This is a genomic window from Bacillus sp. HNG (assembly GCF_003400205.1).
GTDB lineage: Bacteria > Bacillota > Bacilli > Bacillales > Bacillaceae_L > Ferdinandcohnia.
The window spans coordinates 29,637-52,718 of the sequence record NZ_QUQV01000023.1; the positions used below are offsets into that span (position 1 = coordinate 29,637).

The window sequence follows — 23,082 nt, forward strand, 5'->3', positions numbered from 1 at the left end:
CATTTCGAGGCGGCGCAGTTTTGAGTAGCGGAACGTGTGTAGTGAATACGTGAGCAACGGAAAAACAAGCCAACAAAGAAATTCGATGTGTCATTTTCACCGGACATTTGAACATCCTCTAGAAGGGGTGATGTCGTTGGGAAGTTGTACCGTATTGGAGAATTAGCAAAAGAAACAAATGTATCAAAGCGCACGATTGATTATTACACACAGCTAGGTATTTTAACCCCTGAACGATCTGACTCGAACTATCGGTTCTATAGTGACGAGGCTGTGGAAACTCTTCATCTCGTAGCGCAGTATAAGGAATTAAACATCCCATTGCTTGAAATTAAGGAAAAGGTAGAGCTTTTCCACACAAATCGTGTGGAGCAAGAGAAAGTCTTGAAATACACACAGGCACTTTCCAAGCGAATGGAGTATTTAGAAACAGAATTAAAAGATATGAAGCCAATGCTTGAGTCTCTCTCAGAAGAACAACAAAAATCTGTGATGAGTAAGATGTCAACACAAAGCATGACACTCGCTAAATTACTCATGGTTCTGTTTACTTGAAATGCAAGAATCATATAGTTATGAAACTTACAGAATAAAAATTCATTCTTAAAGAATAAAAAATCATTGTCATAAATACTTTGTATAAACAACATAAATGAAAAATGAAAAACTTACCTATTTAGGAGGTGTAATCCTTACTCGTCGAGGACGTGTAAGGAAACTATTTGGAGATATTTAATTTAGTCATGGTTGCAATTTTGATTGCGTTAACTGCCTTTTTTGTGGCGTCGGAGTTTGCGATTGTAAAAATAAGAAGTACTCGTATCGACCAACTCGTACAAGAAGGGAACAGGAGCGCAATTGCTGCTAAGACTGTCATCTCAAACCTGGATGAATACCTGTCTGCATGTCAGTTAGGTATTACAGTAACAGCTTTAGGACTTGGTTTTCTTGGAGAAACAACTGTTGAGGCTTTACTTCATCCAATATTCGGTATGTTAAACATACCAACTTCATTTTCAAGTGTATTATCAATTGCTTTAGCGTTCCTAATCATTACGTTTCTACATGTAGTAGTCGGAGAGCTCGCACCAAAAACAATTGCAATTCAAAAGGCAGAAAGAATTACCTTATTCTTTGCTAGACCATTAATCTTTTTCTATAGATTGATGTATCCATTTATTTGGGTGCTAAACGGTTCTGCTCGCTTGTTAACTGGTTTGTTCGGCTATAAGCGAATATCAGAACACGACATTGCCCATACAGAAGAAGAATTGCGTCTGATTTTATCTGAAAGCTATAAAAATGGTGAAATTAACCAGTCTGAATATAAATATGTAAATAATATCTTTGAATTCGATGATCGCGTGGCAAAGGAAATCATGGTACCTCGTACCGAAATCATTGCTCTCGATAAGGAAAAATCAGTCCAAGAAATTTTAATGATTATGACAAGTGAGAAATACACTCGTTATCCAGTCGTTGATGGCGATAAGGACCATATTATCGGATTGGTTAACCTAAAGGAACTGCTTACTGATGTAGTAACAGGTACGGGTGCAAATGGTAAAACAATTGAGGATTATACGAGACCGATTATTCATGTGATTGAATCAATTCCAATTCAAGAATTATTAGCGAAAATGCAAAGAGAACGCGTTCACATGGCCATCTTAATTGATGAATATGGTGGAACTTCTGGATTGGTGACGGTTGAGGATATTATTGAAGAAATCGTTGGGGAAATCCGCGATGAATTTGATACAGATGAAAAACCAGCTATCCAAAAAATTAACGATACGACTACCATCTTAGATGGGAAGGTCTTAATCGGTGAGGTTAACGACTTGTTTGGATTGCACATTGATGATACGGATGTGGATACAATTAGTGGCTGGATTTTAACCGAACAAATTGACATCCACCCTGGTGATAAAATTCCATACGGGGATTATGAGTTTAGAATCGTCGAAATGGACGGTCACCATATTAAATCACTTGAAATCAAAAAGATCATCCAACAAGAACATATTTACACCATTGGCCAAAGTGCCAGCGCACTTGAATAAACATGTAAAAGCCTTGACGGTATCTGCCGTTGAGGCTTTTTTTGTGACTGGAAAATTAGGAACACGCAATTATTGCTGTTTTAGGCGCAATTATTTAAAAAAGGACGCAATTCGCCTTTAATAACATGCAATTATTGATTGTTAAAACGCAATTCCTTGATTTAGAGTATAGCAATACCACCATTTCTACTCGAAAATTTAAGATCAAGCCTAGACAGACACTTTTCTAGACATATGTAATAAATTATAGAAATGTTACGTAATTGTTATATAATATAATCGCGTTAATGTTAAAATAAAGGGTATATTGATTTTTTAGGAGGAAGCTTGCTTATGAAAGTCAAACTAGGCTTGCTATACGGAGGGAAATCAGCTGAGCATAAGGTTTCCTTACAAACCGCATTAGCTGTAATCAAAGCGTTAGATCACACAAAATATGATATTCATCCCATTTATATATCGGAAGAAGGCGAATGGATTCGCGGAAGCCAATTAACTGGTCCTGTCGATGACGTAAAGAAACTAGTTCTAAAAGAAACGGGAACTCCAATTTCACCAGTTTCATTAAATGCTGAACTTTTCCCAGCAGAGCAATCAAATCAAGATGAAATGATTGATGTCGTGTTCCCATTGTTACATGGACCAAACGGAGAGGACGGAACGGTTCAAGGACTACTTGAGCTAGTTAACATTCCATATGTCGGAAACGGCGTACTTGCGTCATCTGCAGGTATGGACAAAGTCATTATGAAAAACATCTTCGGTCAAGCGGGACTGGTTCAAGCAAAATATGTTTCCTATATTCGAAGTGAATGGAAGCAAAATCCGGAAGAAGCTTATGCAAAGGTTGAAGAAGAACTAGGTTATCCATGCTTTGTAAAACCTGCAAACCTAGGTTCAAGCGTTGGTATTAGCAAAGCGACCAACCGTGAAAGCCTTGAAAAAGCGTTTGAGGAAGCATTTATGTTTGATCGAAAAGTCATCATTGAAGAGGCAATCATTGGTCGTGAAATCGAGATTGGTGTCCTTGGAAACGATAACCCAAGCTGTTCAGTTGTTGGTGAAATCGTACCGAAGAAGGACTTTTATGACTACAAAGCTAAATATGAAGATGGCGATACAGCACTTATTATTCCAGCTGATATTACAGCTGAGGAATACGAATCCGTCAAAACAGAGGCGATTAAGGCATTCAAAGCCCTCGATTGTTCAGGATTAGTAAGAGCAGATTTCTTCTTAACAAAAGAAGGAAAAGTCATTATTAATGAGGTCAACACAATGCCTGGATTTACACCATTTAGTATGTTCCCGTTACTATGGCAAGAGGCTGGTGTAAGTTATCCAGAGCTTATTGAAAAATTGGTAGAGCTTGCAATTGAGCGTCACACTGAAAAACAAACGATCAAATACACGATTTAACAACTAGAAACACTATTCTTCCTTCTGAATAGTGTTTCTTCATGAAAAGGGGAGAACCTTGTGATTAAAAAGACTTTAGCCCAAATCGAACAGATGGCAAATGGTGAAAAGCTTGACCCGCAACACAAGAATGTCGTAATCGAAGGGGTATCCATCGATACAAGGACCATCTCATCAGGGAATCTGTACATACCAATCATCGGTGAGACCTTTAATGGCCATCAATTTGTAAATGCAGCCATAGAAAATGGGGCAGCGGCTGTGTTGTGGGGGAGTGACCAACCAAATCCGCCACGGCAAGTCCCAGTTATCTTTGTAAAGGATACGTTAGAAGCTCTTCAAACCCTCGCGAAAAGCTACCGTGATGAGCTTACAATGAAAGTGGTGGGGATTACAGGAAGTAATGGGAAAACAACCACAAAAGACATGGTTACAGCTGTTTTATCAACTTCCATGCGTGTACAAAAAACAGAAGGTAATCTTAACAACCAGATTGGTTTACCTTTAACGATTTTACGACTTAAAGAAGATACAGAGGTTGCTGTGCTTGAAATGGGGATGAGTGCTTTCGGAGAAATCGAATTCCTTACTCGATTAGCACGCCCTGATGTGGCGGTGATTACGAATATTGGTGAATCACATATGATGGAACTCGGCTCCCGCGAAGGAATTGCAAAGGCTAAGCTTGAAATCGTTGATGGATTATCAAAAGAAGGTTTGCTCATTTACCATGGGGATGAACCTCTTTTAACAGAAAAAGTTAAAGAAATGGATATCCAGACAACAACCTTTGGCGAGTCACAGCAAAATGACTTATATCCACTCACGATCAAACAGGAAAACGAGGGAACCTACTTTTCAATTAATAAACAGGAGAAGAAGGAATTTTTCGTGCCAGTCCTCGGCAAGCATAATGTTAACAATGCGATGGCAGCGATTGCTGTGGCACGTCATTACGACTTATCCTGGGAAAAGATTGAAAGTGGATTAAAACAAATCAAAATCACGAATATGAGACTTGAATTAATTGAAGGTATCAATGGAACGAAATTAATTAATGATGCCTATAATGCAAGCCCGTTATCTATGAAGGCAGCGATTAGCTTAGTCCATGATCTACAAACGGCAGGTAAAAAAATTGTCGTGTTAGGGGACATGTTAGAGCTTGGAGACAAAGAAAATGAATATCACGAAGAAGTGGGTCGATTCATTCAGCCTGATAGGGTTGATTATGTATTTACGTATGGCAGATTAGGAGCGCATATTGCTAGTGGTGCAAGGGAGCAGTTCCCACAAGACCGAGTATTTGCATACCAAGATAAAGAACAACTCATTGAAGCCTTACGAAATTATTTATCTGAAGGGGACATCCTTTTGGTTAAAGGCTCAAGAGGAATGAAGCTTGAAGAAGTTATCCTTGCCTTCAAAAAATAAGAAAAAGCTCGGTGCTAATTACCGAGCTTTTTTCTAGTTAATAAATGGAAGAATAATTAAAATAGTAAGTAAGATTCCTAAGGAGTAAGATAATAGTTCTTTCATAAAATCAGGTTTTTCATTGAATAGCTTGTCCATTTTAAAACCTCCTTAAATGCTTCTTACTTATTAGTACGATTGAAAACGAAAAATGTTACAAAAACATTACAATTATTTCAAAAATATTTTTTATTACAAATACGCCAGGGCGTAAGTTGATTGAAAGGTGGTCTTATTTCATGATTGGCTGTTTGTTCATACATGGTTTTACTGGGGCTCCATATGAAATTGAGCCCCTTGCAATGTATATCCGTCATTCAACCAATTGGGTTGTCCGAACGCCGACCTTACCTGGTCATGGTGAGACCCTAGCCTTAAAAGGCACACATTACACAGAATGGATTGAACATGCTGAAAGAGAACTAGTCGAACTTCTCCGTATTTGTGACAAAGTATTTGTTATTGGGTTTTCAATGGGTGGTCTTATTGCAGGCTATTTAGCAACTCGTTATCCTATTCAAAAGCTCGTTTTACTTAGTGCAGCTGCTTACTATATCAATCCGAAGCAGTTAGTAGCAGATATTAGGATCATGCTTCGCGATGGATTAAACAAAAACCTTCATAAAAATGAACTATATTTGCGCTATAAAAAGAAAATAGTGGATACACCTTTATCTGCAACTATTGAATTTCGAAAGTTAGTACGAAAAATTAGGCCTGAGCTTCACCGTATTAAAGTTCCAACTCTAATCGTCCAAGGAGAATGCGATGGAATTGTGCCGGTGAAAAGTGCGCATTACTTACATCAAGTCATCTCATCAACTGAAAAAAGACTCCTTTTTTTGCCATGTGCAAAGCATCATGTTTGTTATGGTGAAGACCAGGATAAACTATTTGAAGAGGTGGATTCTTTCCTACATGAACCAACAAAAGAATATATATACTAATGATTGGAAGTTTCACTTTATTGCATTTCTAATGGGGTAGTGGTAAGATTACAACTACAGTGTTAAAAAGGGCATTGCTCGTATAACCCATTAGTGGCGCCCTTTTATTAACTTTTTGGACGTGAACCCTAAGGGCATTACTTCCGTTACATTCACGGAGAATGTCCTTTTTTTAAGCAGAATTCGATTCTGGTCTATTATAAATACTAGGAAGATGCCTACCTACAGTTGCATATCTCATCATGTGTAGGTTTTGCGATCATAATACAATCTTCATTTGTATCCAGCTTAAACGAGGCGAAAGCCCAGTGTCTATACAGATTTCCCGTCTAAAAGTCAATTTTGTCATTGTACAAATAGATTAGCAAAAGGAGTATGAAAAAATTGGCAGCATTTAACGAATTAGGGATTAGCGAAGATCTAATGAAATCGATTAGTCAAATGGGGTTTGAAGAAGCAACTCCCATTCAATCACAAACGATTCCATTAGCACTCGAAGGGCATGATGTAATTGGTCAAGCTCAAACAGGAACAGGAAAAACAGCAGCATTTGGAATTCCACTTATTGAGAATGTCGATATAAAAAGCGACAACATCCAAGGAATTGTTATTGCACCAACTCGTGAGCTTGCGATTCAAGTATCGGAAGAACTTCATAAAATTGGTCGCTTTAACCGCGTCCGTATTTTACCAATCTACGGTGGACAGGACATCACTCGCCAAATCCGTTCACTAAAAAAACACCCACATATCATTGTAGGTACACCAGGTCGTGTAATTGACCACATTAACCGTAAAACGCTGAAGCTTCAAAATGTAAAAACAGTGGTGCTTGATGAAGCAGATGAAATGTTAAACATGGGCTTTATTGAGGATATTGAGGCGATTTTAAAAGGAGTTCCTGAAGAACGCCAAACTCTGCTTTTCTCTGCAACTATGCCAGGTCCAATTCAACGCATTGCTGAGCGTTTCATGAAAGACCCAAAAGTTGTAAAAGTAAAAACAAAAGAAATGACTGTACCGAATATTCAACAGTACTACTTAGAAGTACAGGAAAAGAAAAAATTTGATGTGTTAACTCGTTTATTAGATATCCAATCTCCAGAATTGGCAATCATCTTTGGACGTACAAAGCGTCGTGTTGATGAGCTATCTGAAGCCTTGACTCTAAGAGGCTATGCGGCTGAAGGAATCCACGGTGACCTTAGCCAGGCTAAACGTATATCGGTATTACGTAAGTTTAAAGAAGGATCTATCGAAGTATTAGTAGCGACAGATGTAGCAGCACGTGGTCTAGACATTTCGGGTGTAACACATGTCTACAACTTTGATATTCCTCAAGACCCAGAAAGCTATGTTCACCGTATTGGACGTACAGGTCGTGCAGGTAAAACAGGTATGGCGATGACTTTCGTTACACCACGTGAAATTGGTCAACTTAAGAATGTTGAAAATACAACAAAACGTAAAATGGACAAAATGAAGCCACCAACATTAGATGAGGCTTTAGAAGGTCAACAAAAAATTACGATGGAAAAAATCGTGTCGATGATCGAGTCCAATAATTTATCATATTACACTCGTATCGCTGAAGAGCTTTTAGAAGAACATGATTCAGTTTCCGTTGTTGCAGCTGCGATTAAGTTAATGACAAAAGAGCCAGACGCAACACCAGTTAAATTAACTGAAGAAGCACCTGTTCGTGTGAAGAGAGACAATAGAGATAATAACAACCGCGGTGGACGTGATCGCGGACGTTATAAGGGTGGAAACCGAGATCGTGGACGTGGTAATGGTGGACGTCAAGGATCAGGAGGAAATCGTTATTCTTCAAGTGGTGGCAATCGTCGCGGTAACTTCCGTAAAAACGAAAATTAATAGCAAAAAACAGTGCACAATTTATGTGCGCTGTTTTTTTTTATGTATGATATTTCGACAAAATCATTTATACTGAAAAGGTTGATATGAAAAATATTCCAATGGGGGAAAGGTTGGTCGGATGATGAGAGATATCCCAAAAAATCGGATAAGTGAACGTGCCTTAACAGTATGGAAAACATCTGCAATTATTACTTCTTTGATTGGTTGGATTGGTGCGATTGCCGTTTTAGTCTTCACCATCATTTTTGATTGGCCATTTTGGATTTTTGCAATCCTGCTAATTCTATCGTTACTCGAATCGATTTTAACCATTTTTATCTTACCAAAGCTCAAATGGAAGCGATGGAGATATGAGGTACATGAACATGAAATTGACCTTCAACGTGGGGTGTTAATTGTCAAAAGAACGATTATCCCGATGAACCGTGTCCAACACGTAGATACACAACAAGGTCCATTGCTTCGCAAACATCATTTAGCAAGCGTTACAATTTCAACAGCGGCAACGGTTCATGAAATACCCGCGCTTGATTTAGAAGAAGCGGACCAATTGCGTGATTCCATCTCAAGATTAGCGAGGGTGGATGAAGATGATATTTGAACCACGTCGTATGCACCCAGTTGCGGGCTTTCTAAGCTTTTTAAAGCAGCTGAAGGAAATAATACTTCCGTTTATTTTTCTCTTTTTTGTCGGACCTGGAGATGATTTTGAAACGTATTATTTATTAGGTGCATGTGTTGTCATTTTTTTAATGCTAGTATTCGGGATACTTCATTGGTACCGGTATACTTACAGGATTGAAAATGGAGAATTACGAATTGAATATGGTGTGTTTATCCGTAAAAAACGCTTTATTCCAATTGAGCGAATTCAAACGATTGATGTGTCTGCTGGAATTATTCAACGGATTTTTGGATTGGTGAAGCTGCAGGTGGAAACAGCTGGTGGGGGTATGCAAGCTGAAGCCGTTTTAACCGCCATCAAAGAAGAAGAGGCCAATCAATTACGTGAACTGTTATCCCGTTCAAAGAACCATCAAGAAGAAATTGAAACGCAACATACGAGGGTTACCTACCAAATTACACCAAAAGAGCTACTTATTCTAGCATCCACGTCAGGTGGGATTGGAATTGTTATCTCTGGTGTCCTGGCATTCCTGAGTCAGTTTGCTGAATACTTACCTTTTGAAAAATTATATAATACGATTGAAAAATATGTTAGTCTATCCATATTAATTTATATCATTGTATTAATTGCATTGTTCTTGTTTATCGCATGGTTTGTCGGTATTTTAATTATGACATTGCGCTATGCCAATTTTACAGTTGTAAAACGGGAAGATGAGTTGTTCATTGCGAGAGGCTTGATTGAAAAAAAGCAGACAACCATTCCATTAACGCGTATTCAGGCTATACGCATTGGTGAGAATTTAATTAGACAGCCATTGGGTTATGCAACGGTCTATATTGAAAGCGCGGGTGGCTCGCTTGATAAAGGAGAAGATTTTTCGACAGTGCTATTTCCTTTAGTCAAAAAATCAGCGATTAATGATTTACTACAGCATTTTGTCCCGGATTACCAGATGCAAGATGTTGAAAACTTTGTACCACCAAAGGCGAAGTGGAGATATATGTTTAGGGGAATGTTATTTTTTATTATATTCGTCCCAGCTATTGTAATGCTGTCATATGTTTTTAGTGCGTGGGGCTATCTAGGGTTACTCCTTTTACCAATAGGGGCAATTTTAGGCTATAGTCGCTATAAAGTAGCGGGCTGGAGTATCGTTGATGACCAGCTAACCCTGCAATTTCGCTTTTTTAGTAAAGTTACTGTTCTCCATCATAAAAAGCGAATTCAATCGATGGACAAGAAACAATCGTTTTTACAAAGGAAAAAAGAACTTGGTTCAGTTCGGACCTTTATTAAATCGGCAGTGACAGGCAAGGGATTTGAGGTAAAGGATTTGGATGACTCAGATTGTTGGGTTATTTGGGAATGGTACACAAAGCGCAATAAGAATTTGACAGAAGAAATAACCGTTGAATAAGAAGAGGAGCTAAAGTCACTTTAGCTCCTTGTTGATTTTAAAGGAAAATTCCGAGAATCACTAAGATGATAATAATCAACCATAATAGATGCTTTATTGAAAATTGTCTAGGAATCCTCAGTCGCGGTCGATATGAGGTATCACCTGCCATAATAATCTGCGGCTGACCAGAGGTTTTCGGTAAAACAAGTGGTGCAACGATTGCGCCAGCTATAAAACCGAAGATATGGGCCACAATATTCACATTTGAATTGATAAAGGTCATGACTAGGCCAATCACTAAAATAGTGATGATTAGCTGTGAGTTCATTTGATTGATCAAGTCTTTGCGAAACACAACCATATATAAGTAAATCCCAAACAATCCGAAAATGGCACCCGATGAACCGACATGGGCAAATTCCAGTGGCTCGATGTAGAAGGTTGCTAGATTTGCAAGAATCCCGGTTAAAAGATAGGCAATGACAAATTTGACTTTACCCAACATATTTTCTAATGCAGGGCCAAACAAAACAAGAGAGAATGAATTGAACAACATATGACCAAACCCACTATGTACAAAAATCGGCGTAACAAGTCTCCAATATTCTCCCTCGGAAATCAAGAAGTTAAACCCAATCATGTGCTGCAGAAGTGTCGTCCCAAATGGTAGGGACAAAAAGATTAGCAGCCAGAGTAGGATATGAATCGCGATGATTATTGATATAATAGGATATAATCGTAAAAATTGACGAAAGCTTTCAGTCCGTATAAACATTTTGATTCTCCTTTTAACTTTATTCAGTATTAGACTCCACTTTATAATATGGTGTGTTAAATGCAACAAGAAACAATTCAGTACAGGGTTTATCCCTGACTGAGATTAAGGAACTCAGACTAAGATTGTCACATCCTGTGACAACGTCTGAGTGACCCACCTCGTGTGGGCCTTAGCCTCTGGCGGATGCCACGATTTTTCAAAGGGAATTTTTCAGCATTAACTGGCACTAAGCCCTCACTGAGGGCGAATGCCAGTAAAAGCCTGATTGGTTCAACTATCAATCTGTGGGGTAAAGCTTCCACAGATTGAAGTTTCACTGTATCTCGCAGTAGGATCAAAGACTAAGATCGCCACTCCCCGTGGCAACGTCTTTGTGACCTACCTCGTGAGGGCAAAAAAACCGGGCGCAAATACGCCAAGGTGTATTTGAATTTCTTTTTTATCGTACTATATTCTTTAAAGAGTTTGTACCATCTTATGATTGAAAGTTTTTATATAGAAGAGAGGATTTTATGAAATGATCATTGGTACAGGTATCGATATTGTCGAGCTTGAACGTATTAAAAAGATTTTACATAGACAAAAAAAGTTTGTAGATCGGATTTTAACAGACGGAGAAAAAGAAAAATTTTTTCGTTTATCAGAGTCCCGTCAAATTGAGTTTCTTGCTGGACGTTTTGCCGTCAAGGAAGCATATTCAAAGGCAGTTGGGACCGGGATTGGTGAGAATGTAAGCTTCTTAGATATCGAGGTTTTATCGGATGAGCATGGTAAGCCAGTCCTTACCAAGCCCTTGAATTATAAGGCTCATTTATCCATTTCTCACAGTAAAGAGTATGCCGTTGCACAAGTAATTTTAGAAAGCTTGTCAAGCTAGTCTGCATATTACACAACTTTGTCTCATATATTTTTAGTGCGGTAGGTGAGACAAGGTGTACGAGTATGGTGAACGGTGTGACTTTTTCTTAGTTTACACGTAGCAGTACGTAAACGGGAAATGGAATGAAGAAAAACTCACATAAGAATTTTGGGGGTCCTAATAAGCACGGAAATGATTCCTAACCTGTTCATCTAGTAGTAGGCTTTGTCTCAACCAATAGTCGATAAGAGGCAAAGGGGTTGAAGAAGAAATGAAGAAAAAAGTATTTTTGTTGTTATTAGGGCTACTCATTGCCCTTGTACTCGCGGCATGTGGGGAAAAATCACAGGAAGATGTGGTTAGCGCACTAGATGAAAAGGTGCAAAAGATGACAGGCTATAAAGCAGATGCAAAGATGACGCTTCAAACTGGTAATGATCCACAGGTGTACGAAGTGGAAATTTGGCACAAGGATCCAACTTTCTATCGCGTAAACCTAAAAAATGCAGAAAAAGATCAAAGCCAAATGATTTTACGTAATGAAGAAGGTGTGTTCGTGTTAACACCTGCCCTTAATAAGAGCTTCCGCTTCCAGAGTGATTGGCCAGAAAACAGTAGCCAGGCCTATTTGTTTGAGTCCTTGGTGCACGATGTGAAGGAAGATCCAGAGGCGAAATTTACGGCTACTAAGGATCAATATGTTTTCGAAACAAAAACAAACTATAAAAATAATAATATGCTACCAAAACAAGAAATTACCTTTAGCAAAAAGGATTTAAAACCTGTGTCTGTAAAAGTGATGGATCCGGATCGAAAAGTCCTGCTACTTGTGGAGTTTAAAAAAGTAGAATTTGATGCAAGCTTTGATAAATCAGCATTTGATGTAGATAAGAATATGTCTTCTGCTACTTTAGATGAAATCCCAGTTATGGGCGAAGTGGATAAGCAGCCACTTGAAGTTCTCTATCCTTCAGAGGACGCGCTTGCTGGTGTTGAATTAAAAGAAGAAAAGAAAATTGAAACTGAAAATGGTACACGAGTAATTATGACATTCGGTGGAGAGAAAACCTTCACATTGATTCAAGAAAGGGCACGTGTTGCAGAGGTTGCTACGACGATTTCACTAAGTGGTGAACCAGTTGACCTTGGATTCACAGTGGGTACCCTTACAGATAAATCTATTTCCTGGACATACAATGGTGCTGAATTCATGATTGCTTCTGATGACTTATCTCAAGAAGAGTTAATCTCTGTCGCACGTACAGTACAAAGTAAGTCAGTAAAATAAATAGTTAATCACAGGTCCGAATGATCGGACCTGTTTTTTATTTTAAAATCTCGACAAATTACAAGGTTATTTATTTCGTATATCGAAGGATATTGTCGGATGGGGTAGAGGGAACGTAGAATTTAACGAACGAAAAAAGTTCTATATATTGAATTTCTACAAATTTCTTTTGAAAGTTCTGTTACATTATCTAAGCAAGGATTGTCCATAGTCTTGAAGGGGGTTGGATTTACACAAAATTAAGGCTAAAAATGTACAGAACGTAAACCAGATTTTTAGGAGGGGTATGAAGTTGAAGAAACGAAAGATTTTAACCACAGCACTTGCATTATCATTAAGCGTTGGACTAGTAGCGGGTCCAACCATGACACCAAAAGCTAACGCATCAGATGTATCCTCAAAACTAGCTTCACATGGTTCGCCAATCGATCTAGGAATCGCAAACGATGAAAAACTCATTGAAATGCTCAAGAAAAACGGAAAAATAGCAAAAAATGCATCACCAGCAGAAGCGGAGAAGGTATTGAAAACATATCTACAAACAAAAGCAGCTAACTCTGGTAAAACAAAGGACAAGCTACCAAAAGGGCTAGATGCAAATCTTAAATCTGCGAATAAAGAAAATGATAATGGCTTGAAAAATGGAAAGGGGAACAAGCTTGGACAAGCTAAGAAAAACAAAATAGATTCAGTTGAAAAAGAAAATTATGATGGTGAAGTACGCCACGATAAAGTTTTAGTCCTAGCCATCGATTTCCCTGATTATAAAAAAAGCTCCATTACAAAAGACGAAACAGATATGTGGTATGAAGATTATACCCATGACCATTTCCAAGATATGATTTTCGGTGAAAATGGATATGAAGGTCCAAATGGTGAAAATTTATTATCGATGAAACAATACTATGAACAACAATCAGGAGGAAGTTATACAGTTGATGGAACTGTGGCGGGCTGGTATACGGCAGACCATCCGGCTGCATATTATGGTGGAAATTATCCAACGCCAGATGGCAGTGATGCACGTCCGCGTACGTTAGTATATGAAGCATTAACAAAAGCCGGCCAGGATCCAAATGTTGATTTAAGTGAATACGATGTGTGGGACCGCGATGATTATGATAATGACGGTGTATATAATGAGCCTGACGGAATCATTGACCATCTGATGGTTATTCACGCTGGTGTAGGAGAGGAAGCAGGTGGTGGCTCACTTGGGGGTGACGCCATTTGGTCACACCGATGGAACCTAGGAAATCTTGTAGCGGTACCAGGTGGTACATCAAATAGTGACCGCTTTGGAGGACTTTTGGGTGCCTACGATTACACGATTGAACCTGAAGATGGAGCTGCAGGTGTATTTATACATGAATTCGGACATGATCTAGGTCTTCCTGATGAGTATGACACAGTGTATAGTGGAGCAGGTGAAGCGGTTGCTTACTGGTCTGTAATGGCAAGTGGAAGCTGGTCTGGAGACATTCCGGGAACAGAACCACCTGGCATGAGTGCGTATGCTAAAGAAAAACTTCAAGCATGGCATGGTGGGAACTGGTTAAGTGGGACAACACTTCATGCCGATGATATTACAAAACAAGGTACGGAGTTACTTCTTGATGAAGCAGTAACAAAAGGTACTAATCATGATGCTGTACGAGTAGATTTACCGGATAAGGTTAATGTTTTAAATACACCTGCTGAAGGAAACTTTGAGTATTTCGGCGGTAAAGGGGATGAGGTTGACCATAAAATGGTCGCTGAAATTGATTTAACTGGCGCTGATAAGGCTACTCTTGATTTTGATGCTTGGTATAATATCGAACAAGATTGGGACTATGCCATGGTTCAAGTTTCAACCGATGGAGGAGAAACATGGATATCACTTTCAAGCGACAGAACATCATCAACACTTGACCCAGATGGTTATCCGGCGATTAAAGAAAACCTCCCAGGCTACACTGGCTCAAGTAATGGGTGGGTTCATGAAACGATTGATTTAAGTGACTATGCAGGTCAAAAAATTCAGCTTCAATTCCGTTCAATGACCGACTGGGCTACAAATCTTGACGGCTTCTTTACAGATAATGTAACTGTTAAAGCAGATGCCGATGTCGTATTCTCTGATGGAGCAGAGGGAGAACCTCAATTTACATTAGATGGTTTTGAAAAGCATGATGGTAAATATACATCTCCTCATTACTATTTATTAGAATGGAGATCCCATAATGGTGTGGATGTAGGCTTAAAGAACATCCGCCGTGGTGCAAGCCTAATGTCATATGACCCAGGTTTAGTAGTGTGGTATGTCGATGAAAGCTATGACAACAACTGGACAGGCGTCCATCCTGGAGATGGTTTCTTAGGGGTTGTCGATGCTGACCAGCATGCAGTAAGCTGGAGCGATAAAGCTGTAGGTTCAACCCGATATCAACTACACGATGCAGCATTTAGTTTAGATAAAACAGAGAAAATGTTCTTGGATTACACTGATTTATTAGGAGTAACACTAAAGGATAACTTTACACAACGCACACCTTTATTTGATGACAGTGCTGACTACAGCAACCCAGGCTTGGTCGACGCAGGGCGAAACATTCCTGAATACGGTCTGAAATTCCGAGTTGTTGGTCAAAGTGCTGATGGTACAGTTGGGAAGGTGTTAATTTTTAAATAAGAAATTTGTAAGGCCCCTTTGACCACCCAAAGGGGTCTTTGTCATGCTTTCGAAATTTCCCTTTCATATTTTATTTTTTCCGTCATATGTTAAGATGGGTATAAGAAAAGGGTATAACAAAAAACACCATTGACATGGACAAAATGAGGTTTAAAATCGAACTTATATATCGTAATAGCAATTAATCTAAGAAGGTGTATACTCATGGATTCTACCCATTTTTATCGCGATACGTGGGTTGAAGTTGATTTAGACAGCATTTTTGAAAACGTGAAAAACATGAAAAGCTTTTTACCAGAACAAGTGGACATTATGGCAGTCGTTAAGGCAAATGCATATGGTCACGGAGATGCTGAGGTTGCAAAAACGGCACTTGAAGCGGGTGCAACCTATCTTGCGGTAGCTTTTATTGATGAAGGTATTTCCTTGCGTCATAGAGGAATTGATGCACCCATACTCGTTCTCGGAGCTTCACGTCCAACCGACGCCATGATTGCTGCACAACACAATATAGCACTCACTATTTATAGTCAAGAATGTCTAAATCATATCATTGAAAACTATCACGGCAGTACTCCACTTAACCTGCACTTGAAACTTGATACAGGGATGGGGCGTCTTGGAGTAAGAAAAAAAGACGAACTAGAAACAATCCTTGCAACAATTGAGCAACATCCTCAAGTTCAACTTGAAGGCGTTTTTACTCATTTCGCAACAGCAGACGAAATAGATACCTCCTATTTTGACCAGCAGTATCAGAATTTCCTAAAAATGCTTGAGTGGATCCCGAACAAACCGAAAATGATCCATTGCGGAAACAGTGCAACTGGTTACCGTTTTCCAGAAAGAGTATTTAATGCAGTAAGACTTGGTATAGGAATGTATGGATTGACACCATCTTTAGAAATAAAAGACCAGCTTCCATATGAGCTTAAACAAGCTATTTCCTTCCACAGTATGCTTGTCCATGTAAAACAACTTGCGAAAGGGGAAAAAGTAAGTTACGGTGCAACATTTACAGCGGATGAAGATATGTGGGTTGGAACCGTCCCGGTCGGCTATGCGGATGGGTGGATCCGAAAACTACAAAATACGCATGTCTTAGTTAACGGTGAACTCTGCCAAATCATCGGTCGCGTTTGTATGGACCAATTTATGGTCCGTCTTCCAAAGAAACTTCCCGTTGGGACAAAAGTTACCTTAATTGGAAGACAAAACGACAAATTCATTAGTGTTGACGATGTAGCGAAGGCGCTTGAAACAATTAACTACGAGGTCACATGTTCAATAAGTTTTCGTGTTCCGCGTATTTTTTTAAGAAATAAGAGAATAATTGAAGTGAGAAATCCGTTATTAAGACATTACTAGTAGAAAAAGTTAGTACATTAGTTGTAGAAATAGGGTACATTCTTTTTTTATGCGTGTAGTCGAATGAAGATTTTGGAAACGTTGTAAAAGATGTGCATAAAAACCAATTCTAAATGTCGATAATAAATAAGAATTGATGGGATTAAGCTTTGCATCCAATCATAATAATGGTATTATTAAGATTGGAGTAGAATAATGGTGGCAAGTTGGTGGAGGTGTATGTTTGTGTCTGAATCCAGCGCAACAACAGAAATTCTAGTACGATTACCACAAAACTTAATTAGTGAGTTGGATGGCCTAGTGAAACAAGAAAACGGTAACCGAAATGAACTGATTTATCAGGCTACAAAAATGTATCTACGTGAGCGAAAGAAGCGCCAGATTACAGAATCTATGAGACGCGGTTACATGGAAATGGCGAAAATTAACCTTACTATTGCATCGGAGGCTTTTTTGGCTGAATCTGAGGCTGACCACACCGTAGAACGCTTAGTTAGCGGGGGGTAATCATTTGATTGTAAAACGTGGCGACGTTTATTTTGCAGACCTCTCCCCAGTTGTTGGCTCAGAGCAAGGAGGCGTTCGTCCTGTTCTTGTCATCCAAAACGATATCGGGAATCGGTTTAGTCCCACAGTCATTGTCGCAGCTATAACTGCCCAAATTCAAAAAGCAAAACTTCCAACACATGTTGAAATTGATGCGGAGCGCTATGGATTTGAGCGCGATTCAGTTATTCTGTTAGAACAAATACGTACAATCGATAAGCAGCGTCTAACCGATAAGATTACACATCTCGATGAAGAGATGATGGACAGAGTGGATGATGCCTTACAAATTAGTTTAGGACTCATCGATTTTTAATTCATTTTTTTATATGATACGTCTATGAGAAGTTACCCCGTGGTAGCTTCTTTTATTTTTGCGTTATGTTATATTACAAAAATATTTTACTTGTGTAACAAATCACAGAATGTGAAGGAAATCACATCATTTTAATCGAAATACATCATAGGGATTATCCCAAACTACCTTTCATGACAAATAAAAAAGAGAGCGGTGGAAAAAATGAGAAAGCAATCTACAAGTCCGAAACGTGAGGAAGTAGAAAGGCTGATACAGAACTTCCAAAAAACTGGCTCAAAACAATCAGAAAGGGAAATCGTTGAAAAGTATGAAAAAGTGATCCATTCAATCGCTTGGAAATACTCCAAGGGCCAGTCGTTTCACGAGGACATCGTCCAAGTGGGCAGGATGGGACTTTTAGGTGCGATAAGAAGGTATGATCAAACAATTGGAAGAAGTTTTCACAGTTTCGCAATCCCAACCATTATTGGTGAAATCAAACACTATTTACGAGATAAAACCTGGAGTGTTCATGTACCAAGAAGGGCAAAAGAGCTCGGAATTAAGATTATAAAGGCTGAAGAGGAGCTTACAAGCTACTTGCAAAGGAAGCCAGAAATATATGAAATCGCAAATCATCTTCAGGTAGATGAAAAGGAAGTTCTAGAAGCAATCGAATTAAGACAAGCCTATCATACACAGCCTATCGATACGCCAACTGATCCAGATTCAGAAGGAAAAACCATCCTAGAAACAGTAGGAAAAAAGGAAAAAGGCTATGAAAAGGTGTTAAAGAAATTAGATGTTAAGAAAGCCCTCCATGTTCTGTCAGAACGAGAAAAAAGAATTCTTTATTACACATATATAAAAGAGAAAAGTCAGAGAGATACAGGGAAAATCGTGGGTGTTTCACAAATGCATGTTTCTCGCATTCAGCGAAGTGCTATTAAAAAGCTTCGGCAAGCCGTACTTGGATGAGGTAATTTTGGTAAAATAGAGATAGTAGTGGAAAGTAGGAGGAAACAGTTTTGAGTCAGATATTGCAAACAAACGAAATGATGGTAAAAACCATCGCCAAAGAAATTGGAATCACGACTAAGCAAGTTCATAGTGTAATCAACCTTTTAGATGAAGGTAATACTGTACCTTTTATCGCGCGTTACAGAAAGGAACTAACTGGGTCTTTAGACGAAGTCCAAATTAAAGATGTTCAAGAAAAATGGGCTTATTTGCAAAACCTCGAATCACGAAAAGAAGAGGTGATTCGCCTCATTTCTGAACAAGGGAAGCTAACCGATGAGCTTCAAGCAGAAATCGTGAAGTCCACAAAGCTTCAGCAGGTTGAGGACTTATACAGACCCTATAAACAAAAACGGCGTACAAAAGCGACTGTTGCAAAAGAAAAAGGACTTGAGCCATTAGCAGAATGGCTATATACGTTCCCGATGAATGTGGATGTTGAACAATATGCGACTCAATTCATTTCAGAGGAAAAAGAAGTTCTGAGCGCTGAAGATGCTATCGGTGGTGCGAAGGATATTATCGCAGAATGGATTTCCGATGACGCTGCTTTTCGTCAATGGATTCGCAATGAAACATTCAAACAAGGGACCATTGAAACAGCTGTGAAAGACCAAGAAAAAGACGAGAAAAATGTTTATGAAATGTACTATGAATACAAGGAGCCGATCCACAAGGTTGTTCCACACCGTGTCCTAGCGATGAACCGTGGAGAAAAAGAGGAAATCCTACGTGTAACAATTGAGCCGCCTCTTGACCGAATTTTAACCTTTTTAAATCGAAAAATCGTAAAAACGGAAAATTCTCCAGCAACTCCTTATATTGTGGAAACAATCGAGGATAGTTATAAACGTCTTATTCAGCCTTCGATTGAAAGGGAAATTCGAAAAGAGCTAACAGAGAAAGCGGAAGATCGTGCCATTCATATTTTTTCAGAAAATCTTCGTAATCTACTTTTACAACCGCCACTTAAAGGGAAGATTGTTCTTGGAGTGGACCCTGCCTACCGTACTGGATGTAAACTTGCGGTAGTTGATGAAACCGGAAAAGTTCTTAATATAGGTGTAATTTATCCGCATCCACCAGTGAATAAAAGGGATGAAGCGATTAAGAAAATAAAATCCGTTATACAAGAATTTAAGGTAGAAATGGTGGCTATCGGAAATGGTACGGCCTCAAGAGAAACGGAAAGCTTTGTTGCGGATGTTCTAAAAGAAGTCAATCAAGAAATCTTTTATATCATTGTGAATGAAGCGGGGGCGAGTGTGTACTCTGCATCTGAGATTGCACGTGAAGAATTCCCTGATTTACATGTTGAAGAAAGAAGTGCTGTATCGATTGCAAGAAGACTTCAGGACCCATTAGCTGAACTCGTAAAAATTGATCCGAAGTCAGTAGGCGTCGGTCAATACCAACATGATGTTTCCCAGAAAAAGCTAAATGAACAGCTAACATTTGTTGTTGAAACAGTAGTTAACAAGGTTGGTGTAAATGTTAATACAGCATCTCCTTCCTTACTACAATATGTAGCAGGACTATCAAAAGCGGTCGCTAACAATATCGTGAAAAAACGTGAGGAACAAGGTAAATTTAAGAATAGAAGCGAATTGAAGGATATTCCGCGTCTGGGTGCAAAAACCTATGAGCAGTGTATTGGATTCCTCCGTATTATTGATGGAGACGAGCCATTAGATCGCACTGGGATTCACCCAGAAAACTATAAAGAGGTTAAAAAACTACTTGCAAAATTCGGTCTAACAAGTAATGGCTTAGGAACGGAAAAATTAAAAGAAGCCATTTCATCCATTGTTCCGGAAGAAATAGCTGCTGAATTAGGAATCGGTGAAATTACGATTCACGACATTACAGAAGCTTTAGTTAGCCCAGAACGCGATCCACGTGATGAGTTGTCAAAACCATTACTTAAAAAAGACATCCTTAAGCTTGAAGATCTCGCAAAAGGAATGGAGCTCGAAGGAACTGTCCGAAATGTTGTAGATTTTGGAGCTTTTGTAGATATCGGAGTTAAGCAAGATGGCTTAGTCCATATCTCTAAGCTAAGTAAAAACTTCGTTAAACACCCACTTGACGTTGTTTCAGTAGGCGATGTTGTAACCGTCTGGATTGACGATGTCGACGTGAAAAAGGGTAGAGTCGCATTAACAATGCTACCGCCACAAAGCTAAAAATGAAAACACTGCTTTTAGGAGCAGTGTTTTTTTCTATAAAAATACCAGCATTGATTCAATACTTTAATTTGGTATCGATTTTTTTCATAAAAGGCACGTTTTATTTGATTCTGAAACCAAGTAGGCATACCCTAAACCTCCTCGTAAATAACTTTTATCCTCAGGAAAACAAAAAGAATGATACTATAGTAATTACAGTTACCAAATTGAACGTTTGAGTATATATAGTGTATGCACATACAGTACGTCCTGTTCGAAAAGGATGGAAAGGAAGTAAAAAATGGAACAGTTTGAGTTGCAAAAAATCGTGGAAGAAGTTTCTCTTGAGTTCTTTGGAAAACCATTCCTTCATAAAGCAACATTCAATAATCGATTGCAAACGACTGGTGGTAGGTATTTATTGAAATCCCACAATATTGAACTAAACCCTAAATATTACCAGGAGCGTGGAATCGATGAGTTGGTGGGAATCATTAAACACGAACTCTGTCATTACCATTTGCATCTTGAAGGGAAGGGATACCAGCATCGCGATCGTGACTTTCGGAATCTCTTAAAAGCTGTCGATGCTCCACGATTTTGTAAACCATTAGAATCCGTTAAGAAACGAAAAACTTCAAAACAATATTTGTATACCTGTAAAGGCTGTGGGATAGGATATGTAAGAAAAAGAAGAATCGATACAAATCGTTATGTTTGCGGAAAATGCTCTGGAAAATTAGTTCAAGTAAAAAAATATTGACTCGTGTTTATTCCTGTGATAAATTATAAAAGTCGCCGCGAAAACGGACAGACAAAAAACAGATAAATAACAGATGCTCTTGACAACAGGAAGGTCTGTTTTTATAATAAATAATGTCGCTACATTATTCCGCAGTAGCTCAGTGGTAGAGCTATCGGCTGTTAACCGATCGGTCGTAGGTTCGAATCCTACCTGCGGAGCCAATGGAGAAGTACTCAAGTGGCTGAAGAGGCGCCCCTGCTAAGGGTGTAGGTCGCGTAAGCGGCGCGAGGGTTCAAATCCCTCCTTCTCCGCCAGCTTAAAATGGCCCGTTGGTCAAGCGGTTAAGACACCGCCCTTTCACGGCGGTAACACGGGTTCGAATCCCGTACGGGTCATACAATCATGGGATGTAGGATTCAAAATTCCTACCTCCCATTTCTATCTCTATAAATGGAGGATTAGCTCAGCTGGGAGAGCACCTGCCTTACAAGCAGGGGGTCGGCGGTTCGATCCCGTCATCCTCCACCATTTAAAACATGTATGTAACTTATAGCGTTTTGTTATAGAAGGTTTTAAAGGATAACTGGGGATGTCGACGATATTCCGTAAAATTTCCTGCTGAAATTTTTCAGAATATCCTCTTGCGGAGAAGCTCATGCAGCATATTCGATGAAGATATTCGTGAAGTTAACTCAATGGGCTATAGCCAAGCGGTAAGGCAACGGACTTTGACTCCGTCATTCGTAGGTTCGAATCCTGCTAGCCCAGCCATTTTAGAGCCATTAGCTCAGTCGGTAGAGCATCTGACTTTTAATCAGAGGGTCGAAGGTTCGAGTCCTTCATGGCTCACCATTTTAATTGTATATGCGGGTGTGGCGGAATTGGCAGACGCGCTAGACTTAGGATCTAGTGTCTTTGACGTGGGGGTTCGAGTCCCTTCACCCGCACTGTACTTGATGTATTTGCGGTCGTGGCGGAATGGCAGACGCGCTAGGTTGAGGGCCTAGTGGGAGTTGATCCCGTGGAAGTTCGAGTCTTCTCGACCGCACCAAAAAAACTTTTTTAAAAAAGTACTTGCAATTAACTTTGTAAGATGCTATTATAGAAAAGTCGCTGATTTTGAATCACTTCACAATATGCGCCCGTAGCTCAATTGGATAGAGCGTCTGACTACGGATCAGAAGGCTATGGGTTCGACTCCTTTCGGGCGCGCCATATTATATCGGGAAGTAGCTCAGCTTGGTAGAGCACTTGGTTTGGGACCAAGGGGTCGCAGGTTCGAATCCTGTCTTCCCGACCAGACGAAATTTAATATTTGCGGGTGTAGTTTAATGGTAAAACCTCAGCCTTCCAAGCTGATGTCGTGAGTTCGATTCTCATCACCCGCTCCAAATTAGTTCTTTGAAAACTAAACATAATACAAGCGTCAACGTTAATTCTAAGTAACAAACTTATTGAGCAATCAATACTCTTATTGGAGAGTTTGATCCTGGCTCAGGATGAACGCTGGCGGCGTGCCTAA

19 protein-coding genes and 11 tRNA genes are annotated in these 23,082 nt (G+C 39.3%); 28 read left to right on the forward strand and 2 right to left on the reverse strand.

Annotated elements, in window-relative coordinates:
* Positions 1-144: 144 nt before the first annotated feature.
* The 8 genes from DZB84_RS22655 to DZB84_RS22690 all read left to right on the forward strand — a co-directional run bounded on the left by DZB84_RS22655 (position 145) and on the right by DZB84_RS22690 (position 9,834).
* Positions 145-555, forward strand: a complete 411-nt coding sequence (locus DZB84_RS22655; RefSeq protein ID WP_116354575.1) for a MerR family transcriptional regulator — start codon at positions 145-147, stop codon at positions 553-555.
* A gap of 188 nt (positions 556-743) precedes the next feature.
* Positions 744-2,066, forward strand: a complete 1,323-nt coding sequence (locus tag DZB84_RS22660) for a hemolysin family protein (RefSeq protein WP_223254536.1) — start codon at positions 744-746, stop codon at positions 2,064-2,066.
* A gap of 333 nt (positions 2,067-2,399) precedes the next feature.
* On the forward strand, positions 2,400-3,485 hold the full coding sequence (locus DZB84_RS22665) for a D-alanine--D-alanine ligase (protein WP_116354577.1): 1,086 nt from the start codon (positions 2,400-2,402) through the stop codon (positions 3,483-3,485).
* A 60-nt stretch (positions 3,486-3,545) separates the two neighbouring features.
* Entirely contained in the window at positions 3,546-4,919 is a 1,374-nt protein-coding gene (locus DZB84_RS22670; protein WP_116354579.1) for a UDP-N-acetylmuramoyl-tripeptide--D-alanyl-D-alanine ligase, read from the forward strand.
* Between the two features lie 278 nt (positions 4,920-5,197).
* The gene (locus DZB84_RS22675; RefSeq protein ID WP_116354580.1) at positions 5,198-5,905 is read left to right on the forward strand and encodes an alpha/beta hydrolase; all 708 of its coding nucleotides are present in this window, start codon (positions 5,198-5,200) and stop codon (positions 5,903-5,905) included.
* A 384-nt stretch (positions 5,906-6,289) separates the two neighbouring features.
* Positions 6,290-7,783, forward strand: coding sequence for a degradosome RNA helicase CshA (gene cshA / locus DZB84_RS22680; RefSeq protein WP_116354582.1), 1,494 nt, complete (start codon positions 6,290-6,292; stop codon positions 7,781-7,783).
* A gap of 124 nt (positions 7,784-7,907) precedes the next feature.
* Positions 7,908-8,387, forward strand: a complete 480-nt coding sequence (locus DZB84_RS22685; RefSeq protein WP_116354601.1) for a PH domain-containing protein — start codon at positions 7,908-7,910, stop codon at positions 8,385-8,387.
* Positions 8,377-9,834 carry a PH domain-containing protein gene (locus DZB84_RS22690; protein WP_189655343.1) on the forward strand — a complete coding sequence of 486 codons (1,458 nt, stop codon included), beginning with the start codon at positions 8,377-8,379 and terminating at the stop codon, positions 9,832-9,834. The genes DZB84_RS22685 and DZB84_RS22690 overlap by 11 nt, the downstream gene beginning before the upstream one ends.
* A 37-nt stretch (positions 9,835-9,871) precedes the next feature.
* Here the strand turns inward: DZB84_RS22690 and DZB84_RS22695 are convergent, their stop codons facing one another.
* Positions 9,872-10,591 (reverse strand): rhomboid family intramembrane serine protease, encoded by a 720-nt coding sequence (locus DZB84_RS22695; RefSeq protein ID WP_116354585.1) that lies wholly within the window; start codon positions 10,589-10,591, stop codon positions 9,872-9,874.
* A 520-nt stretch (positions 10,592-11,111) separates the two neighbouring features.
* Here DZB84_RS22695 and acpS point away from each other — a divergent pair.
* From acpS to DZB84_RS22735, 8 genes are all read left to right on the forward strand, one after another.
* The gene (gene acpS, locus DZB84_RS22700) at positions 11,112-11,471 is read left to right on the forward strand and encodes a holo-ACP synthase (RefSeq protein WP_116354587.1); all 360 of its coding nucleotides are present in this window, start codon (positions 11,112-11,114) and stop codon (positions 11,469-11,471) included.
* 253 nt (positions 11,472-11,724) lie between these two features.
* Positions 11,725-12,741 carry a LolA family protein gene (locus DZB84_RS22705; protein WP_116354589.1) on the forward strand — a complete coding sequence of 339 codons (1,017 nt, stop codon included), beginning with the start codon at positions 11,725-11,727 and terminating at the stop codon, positions 12,739-12,741.
* A 292-nt stretch (positions 12,742-13,033) separates the two neighbouring features.
* Positions 13,034-15,415, forward strand: a complete 2,382-nt coding sequence (locus tag DZB84_RS22710) for an immune inhibitor A domain-containing protein (protein ID WP_116354590.1) — start codon at positions 13,034-13,036, stop codon at positions 15,413-15,415.
* Positions 15,416-15,619: 204 nt separating this feature from the next.
* On the forward strand, positions 15,620-16,783 hold the full coding sequence (gene alr, locus DZB84_RS22715; RefSeq protein ID WP_116354592.1) for an alanine racemase: 1,164 nt from the start codon (positions 15,620-15,622) through the stop codon (positions 16,781-16,783).
* A 225-nt stretch (positions 16,784-17,008) separates the two neighbouring features.
* Positions 17,009-17,290: a CopG family ribbon-helix-helix protein gene (locus DZB84_RS22720; RefSeq protein WP_010284645.1), complete on the forward strand. Its 282-nt coding sequence runs from the start codon at positions 17,009-17,011 to the stop codon at positions 17,288-17,290.
* Between the two features lie 4 nt (positions 17,291-17,294).
* Positions 17,295-17,645, forward strand: coding sequence for a type II toxin-antitoxin system endoribonuclease NdoA (ndoA, locus tag DZB84_RS22725; RefSeq protein WP_010284636.1), 351 nt, complete (start codon positions 17,295-17,297; stop codon positions 17,643-17,645).
* Between the two features lie 204 nt (positions 17,646-17,849).
* A complete protein-coding gene (gene sigB, locus DZB84_RS22730; RefSeq protein ID WP_116354594.1) occupies positions 17,850-18,605 on the forward strand; it encodes an RNA polymerase sigma factor SigB in 756 nt (251 codons plus the stop codon).
* A gap of 77 nt (positions 18,606-18,682) precedes the next feature.
* A complete protein-coding gene (locus DZB84_RS22735) occupies positions 18,683-20,833 on the forward strand; it encodes a Tex family protein (protein ID WP_116354602.1) in 2,151 nt (716 codons plus the stop codon).
* 17 nt (positions 20,834-20,850) lie between these two features.
* Here the strand turns inward: DZB84_RS22735 and cmpA are convergent, their stop codons facing one another.
* Complete coding sequence (cmpA, locus tag DZB84_RS22740) at positions 20,851-20,964, reverse strand: cortex morphogenetic protein CmpA (RefSeq protein WP_116354596.1); 114 nt, start codon at positions 20,962-20,964, stop codon at positions 20,851-20,853.
* Positions 20,965-21,116: 152 nt separating this feature from the next.
* On the opposite strand from cmpA, the gene DZB84_RS22745 reads away from it, so the two are divergent.
* The 12 genes from DZB84_RS22745 to DZB84_RS22800 all read left to right on the forward strand — a co-directional run bounded on the left by DZB84_RS22745 (position 21,117) and on the right by DZB84_RS22800 (position 22,951).
* On the forward strand, positions 21,117-21,578 hold the full coding sequence (locus DZB84_RS22745; RefSeq protein ID WP_116354598.1) for a SprT family protein: 462 nt from the start codon (positions 21,117-21,119) through the stop codon (positions 21,576-21,578).
* 128 nt (positions 21,579-21,706) lie between these two features.
* Positions 21,707-21,781, forward strand: a tRNA-Asn gene (locus DZB84_RS22750).
* Positions 21,782-21,783: 2 nt separating this feature from the next.
* Positions 21,784-21,874 (forward strand) — tRNA-Ser (locus DZB84_RS22755).
* 9 nt (positions 21,875-21,883) lie between these two features.
* Positions 21,884-21,955, forward strand: a tRNA-Glu gene (locus DZB84_RS22760).
* 57 nt (positions 21,956-22,012) lie between these two features.
* Positions 22,013-22,088, forward strand: a tRNA-Val gene (locus DZB84_RS22765).
* Between the two features lie 168 nt (positions 22,089-22,256).
* Positions 22,257-22,331, forward strand: a tRNA-Gln gene (locus tag DZB84_RS22770).
* Between the two features lie 5 nt (positions 22,332-22,336).
* Positions 22,337-22,412 (forward strand) — tRNA-Lys (locus tag DZB84_RS22775).
* Between the two features lie 14 nt (positions 22,413-22,426).
* Positions 22,427-22,507: transfer RNA gene (locus DZB84_RS22780), tRNA-Leu, on the forward strand.
* A gap of 17 nt (positions 22,508-22,524) precedes the next feature.
* A tRNA-Leu gene (locus DZB84_RS22785) sits at positions 22,525-22,611 on the forward strand.
* A gap of 87 nt (positions 22,612-22,698) precedes the next feature.
* Positions 22,699-22,775, forward strand: a tRNA-Arg gene (locus DZB84_RS22790).
* Between the two features lie 8 nt (positions 22,776-22,783).
* A tRNA-Pro gene (locus tag DZB84_RS22795) sits at positions 22,784-22,860 on the forward strand.
* 17 nt (positions 22,861-22,877) lie between these two features.
* A tRNA-Gly gene (locus DZB84_RS22800) sits at positions 22,878-22,951 on the forward strand.
* Positions 22,952-23,082: the final 131 nt, after the last annotated feature.